The sequence below is a fragment of the uncultured Mucilaginibacter sp. genome, assembly GCF_937859865.1.
Lineage (GTDB): Bacteria > Bacteroidota > Bacteroidia > Sphingobacteriales > Sphingobacteriaceae > Mucilaginibacter_A.
Genome location: NZ_CALMAT010000015.1, coordinates 1 through 5,155, shown reverse-complemented (window position 1 = coordinate 5,155; position 5,155 = coordinate 1). Strand labels below are relative to the sequence as shown.

The 5,155-nt window shown below is 41.8% G+C and carries 5 protein-coding genes and 1 pseudogene (1 of these 6 cut by a window edge); 3 read left to right on the top strand and 3 right to left on the bottom strand.

The annotated features are described in order from the left end of the window. The 3 genes and pseudogenes from serC to Q0192_RS01965 all read left to right on the top strand — a co-directional run. Positions 1 to 845 (top strand): annotated as a pseudogene (gene serC, locus Q0192_RS01975) (3-phosphoserine/phosphohydroxythreonine transaminase) (it extends 169 nt beyond the left edge of the window). A gap of 185 nt (positions 846 to 1,030) precedes the next feature. Then, positions 1,031 to 1,984: a D-2-hydroxyacid dehydrogenase gene (locus Q0192_RS01970; protein WP_299285283.1), complete on the top strand. Its 954-nt coding sequence runs from the start codon at positions 1,031 to 1,033 to the stop codon at positions 1,982 to 1,984. Between the two features lie 30 nt (positions 1,985 to 2,014). Further along, a complete protein-coding gene (locus Q0192_RS01965; protein ID WP_299285280.1) occupies positions 2,015 to 2,305 on the top strand; it encodes a hypothetical protein in 291 nt (96 codons plus the stop codon). Positions 2,306 to 2,386: 81 nt separating this feature from the next. Here the strand turns inward: Q0192_RS01965 and Q0192_RS01960 are convergent, their stop codons facing one another. From Q0192_RS01960 to Q0192_RS01950, 3 genes are all read right to left on the bottom strand, one after another. Continuing rightward, a complete protein-coding gene (locus Q0192_RS01960) occupies positions 2,387 to 2,944 on the bottom strand; it encodes a hypothetical protein (RefSeq protein WP_299285277.1) in 558 nt (185 codons plus the stop codon). A gap of 31 nt (positions 2,945 to 2,975) precedes the next feature. Then, a complete protein-coding gene (locus tag Q0192_RS01955; RefSeq protein WP_299285274.1) occupies positions 2,976 to 4,379 on the bottom strand; it encodes an MBL fold metallo-hydrolase in 1,404 nt (467 codons plus the stop codon). 70 nt (positions 4,380 to 4,449) lie between these two features. Continuing rightward, positions 4,450 to 5,155, bottom strand: a 706-nt coding sequence (locus Q0192_RS01950) for an ATP-binding cassette domain-containing protein (protein ID WP_299285271.1), incomplete at its 5' end; no start/stop codon positions are given.

Here is a 5,155-nt window from a genome sequence, read left to right as displayed (position 1 = left end):
GTTTGCAATTTGCCATGGTGCCTTATAATTTGCTGCCACAAGGTAAAACTGCCGCGTATTTAGAAACCGGTGTTTGGGCAAACAAAGCGATAAAAGAAGCCAAAATTTTCGGAACGCCGGTGGTAGTTGCTACCGATAAAGAGAACAACTTTAAGCAAATCCCGAAAAATTATACTATCCCAGAAGATGCGGCTTATTTCCATGTAACTTCCAACAATACCATTTACGGCACACAACTGCACCAGTTTCCAAAATCGCCGGTTCCGATGGTTGCCGATATGTCTTCTGATATTTTCAGCAGAGAAATTAATGTGGCCGATTTTGGTTTGATTTATGCCGGCGCACAAAAAAATATGGGTCCGGCAGGCGCAACGGTTGTGATTGTGAAAGATGAAATTTTGGGAAAAGCGGAACGTGCAATTCCTTCGATGTTAAATTACCAATTGCATATTGAAAATGGTTCGATGTACAATACGCCGCCGGTTTTTGCCATTTATGTTTCGATGTTAACCTTACGTTGGATCAAAGCAAACGGAGGCGTAGCTGCAATTGCCAAAGCAAACGAAGCCAAAGCAAAAGCAATTTATCAGGAAATCGACAGAAACCCTTTATTTAAAGGCGTTTGTGCCGTAGAAGACCGTTCGGTTATGAACGTTTGCTTTGTGATGGAGAAGCCAGAATTGGAGAAACCTTTTTTAAAGTTTGCTGAAGAACGCGATTTGGTTGGCATCAAAGGCCACAGAAGTGCGGGCGGTTTCCGGGCTTCCATTTACAATGCTTTGCCCATTACCAGCATCCATGCTTTGGTTGATGCTATGCAGGAATTCGCCGAAAAGAATAAATAACAAATTTGGCCTGTTTAAAATTTACTTGTTAAGGTTTAGATGCTTCTTTTACCCTATAAAAATTGGTGTTTGTATCAACCTAAACAAAACCCAATTCCACATCAATTTTTATAGGGTAAAAGAAGCATTAAGGTTTTTTCTTGTATAAATTTAAACAGCCTTATCATCCTTCAACACAAAAATAAATGATCAGGATATTAGCAAACGACGGGATTGACCCAGCCGGAAAAGCACTTTTAGAAAGCGTAGGTTTTTATGTAGAAACCGAGCATGTTCCGCAAGAACAATTAGCCGAACAATTACAAAATTTTGATGCGATCACGGTAAGAAGTGCCACAAAAGTCCGCCAAGCTTTAATTGATGCTTGCCCGAATTTAAAACTGATTGGCCGTGGCGGCGTTGGCATGGACAACATTGATGTTGAATATGCCCGCGAAAAGGGCGTTGCCGTTATAAACACGCCTGCATCGTCTTCGCTTTCTGTGGCCGAACTGGTTTTTGCACACCTTTTTACCGGCATCCGTTTTTTGGAGGACAGCAACCGAAAAATGCCTTTAGAAGGTAACACCAAATTTAATGAGCTAAAAAAAGCATACGCAAAAGGCATCGAGCTGCGCGGAAAAACAATCGGTATTTTAGGTTTCGGCCGGATTGGCCGCGAAGTTGCCAAAATAGCGATTGGCTTGGGCATGAAAGTATTAGCTTATGATTTATATCCTTTTAATAACGAATTAGCCATCGAATTAGGCGATGGACAATTGGTAAAAGTATCGGTAAAAGAAGCATCCAAAGAAGAATTGATTGCGCAAAGCGATTTCATCAGCTTGCATGTTCCTTTCAGCCCGGAACCAGTTTTGGGTGCAGCAGAATTTGCGGCTATGAAAAAAGGCGCAGCCGTAGTGAATGCCTCGCGCGGTGGAACGATTGACGAAGCTGCGTTGCTGGAAGCTTTAAACAGCGGAAAACTGGCTTTTGCTGGATTGGATGTTTTTAATAACGAACCAACGCCACGTGTGGATATTTTAACCCACCCTAAAATTTCTTTGACACCTCACATTGGCGCTTCTACCAACGAAGCGCAGGAAAGAATCGGCGTGGAGTTGGCTACTTTAATTATGCAGCATTTTAGTAAATCTTAATTGAATTTATAGTTGAGCTTTATATAAATTATGTTAAACGTAAGGGCTTATATCAAATTGTATCAGGGAAATTTATACCGTAAAACCCCTTTTGCCAGCGGTTATAAGCCTTCTTTTAACTTCGTTGCCAATATGAAAAAAACCGGTAAAATAACGCTTATTGGTAAAGAAGAATTTATTCCCGGCGAAGAAGGAGAAGTAGAGATTACTTTTTTGGACAAAGATTACTTGGGTAACGATTTTGGCAGCGGTAAAAAATTCACCTTTAGTGAAGGTACGCACATTTTAGGTGAGGGAAGGATTTTGAAAGTTATAAACTAATAAAGGAGCACATTCAAATCCTTTTCAATCATGAACAACCAGAAAAAAGGCTTGCAAAAATATATTTTTGCAAGCCTTTTTTTATTTAAAAATATTGAAAGCGCCGGTAACGTAAAGCGAATCTGTTGGGTGAAGGGCATCATCGTAAACGTAATAACTAAAGCTGCCAACAGCGGTATTGGTTTTTTCATCCAGTTTGGTAACCGAAAATTTATTGCTTCCGGAGATGTTGAAAGACGTGTAAGTTTTTTTGTTGACAATCACTTGCGAACCATCAAAAACGTAAATGTTATTGCCAACAGAATCTGAATGAAAAGTAACCGAATAAAGCGCACGGTTTGTTGTGCTTCCGTTGTCCCCGGCAATTAAATAGGTCCTGAAATTTGGCAAAGTCGTTCCGCCTGTTACCACATTAAAAATTATCGTTCCCGGCTTAGTATTGGTAATATCGCTCTGGGTGTTGTTTATTTTCAGGTTGATCATGCTTTTGTCAGATACCGTAGCAGGTACATAAGTAGTATACGTGCCCAAAGGCTTTAAAATCGGCATTTCTTCTGTACATGAATGCAAAAAAATACTGCCTAAAAGAAGCATTGCAGGCGCAAAAAGTGCCTTACGAAAAATAAAAGGTTTAATCATGAAACAAGTTTTTAGTAAACACAAAAAGTATTTACAACTCGTATGCAACGCCTTTTTTTGCGGCCGTTACTCGGTAACCGTCTTCGGCTAAAGTATCGGCCAATGCCTGCATACTGGTTGTTTCCCCGTGTACGAGAAAAACTTGTTTAAGTTTTGCCGAATTTATCTGTTTAACGGTATTTACCAAATCTTCATGGTCGCCATGCGCACTAAACAAATCCGTTTGTTTGATGGTGGCATAAACAGCCAAGTCGCGGTCTTTGATATGCACAATCGGATCTCCGCGCAGCAAACGGAAACCTAAAGTGCCTTTGGCACAATAACCAATAAACAAAATGGTGCAATAATAATTTTGGATATTGTTAAAAAGATGGTCCTGAATCCTTCCGCCTTCCAGCATTCCGGCAGAAGAAATGATGATGCAAGGTTCAAAATAGTTGGAAACCTGTCGGCTGTCTTTTAAATTTTCGACATAAACCAAGTTGTCAAATTCAAACTCGTCGCCGGATTTTCGATAAAAATCCTGCGATTCTTCACTCAATAAATCGTGGTGTTTCCTAAAAATTCCGGTCGAAGAATTGGCCATCGGGCTATCTACAAAAACCTTGACCGGCGGCAACAAACCTTTCGAAAAGATTTTATTCAGCGAGAAAACCAAAGCTTGTGTACGGCCGATGCTAAAAGCCGGAATAATCAACCGGCCTGCTTCTTTTACACAACATTTTTCGATGGTTTCGATTAGCACTTCTTCCACGGTTTTTCCTTTTGAATGGTTGCGGCCGCCATAAGTAGATTCGGAAACTAAATAATCCGAAGGCGGAAGCGGCTGCGGATCGGATAATGTTGGATAATTTTTCCTGCCGATATCGCCCGTAAACGTAATCGTTTTTTCCTCTCCGTTATCATTAATCTTTAAAACCGCCGCCGCTGCACCAAGCAAATGCCCAACCGGAACAAAAGTAACTTCGATATCATTGTTGATACGGAAAGCTTTGTTAAAACCGATGGTTACAAAGCGGTCAACCGTATCAACCACGTGCTTTTGCAGGTATAAAGGTTGGATCGTTCGGCTGCCGTCGCGCCTTTTATGGCCGCGGTGCTTTCTGCTTTTTTGCGATTTCTGCATAAAAATACTCACCGAATCTATCAGCAGCAATTCTGCCAGTTCTGCAGTTGGCGGCGTGCATAAAATTTGTCCTTCAAAACCCATCCGAACCAAAGTTGGCAAATTTCCCGAATGGTCAATGTGTGCATGTGTGAGGATCACTAAATCAATTTCGCTTGGGCTAAAAGGGAAATCTTCGTTCAGTTGTATGTTGTGGTCGCGCTCGTAATCCAAGCCGCAATCAATCAATATCTTATAGTTATTTGCTGTAGTCAGCAGGTGCATGCTGCCTGTAACCTGTTCGGCAGCACCCCAAATTGTTAATTTCATTTATTCTCTTTCTGCGTATCAAAACGCTAATTTTTTATGGGTAAAAGAAGCATCCTGATTCTTCAGGAACTTAAACTTCAAATTGTAACCGGCTAAGATAACGATAAAGTCCGCCTTCGTTCATCACCAATTCATCATGTGTGCCGCTTTCTATCACTTTCCCTTTTTCCAAAACGATGATTTGGTCTGCTTCGCGGATGGTAGAAAGGCGATGGGCAATGATGATGGAAGTGCGGTTTTTCATCAGTTCTTCCAGTGCTTCCTGCACCAAACGTTCTGATTCTGAGTCTAATGAAGAAGTGGCTTCATCCAAAATCAGGATAGCCGGGTTTTTAAGCAAAGCACGGGCAATGGCAATACGCTGCCGTTGGCCGCCGGATAATTTAACGCCGCGCTCGCCCACCAAAGTATCATAACCTTCGGGAAAAGAAGTGATAAACTGGTGCGCATTGGCCCGTTGGGCAGCCTGCAACACTTCTGCTTCTGTTGCATTTAACCTGCCGTAAGCAATGTTTTCCCGAATCGTTCCGCCAAAAAGCAAAACATCTTGCGGAACAATGGCAACCTGGTTACGAATATCGGTCAATGAATAGGAGGAAGCCGGTTTCCCGTCAAACAAAATTTCGCCGTTTTGCGGATGGTAAAATTGCAAAATTAAACCGGCAATGGTTGATTTTCCTGCGCCGCTTGGCCCAACGATCGCTACTTTTTCGCCCGAACGCGCATGGAACGATACTTCTTTTAGCACCATAATTTCAGTGCGCGAAGGATAAGCG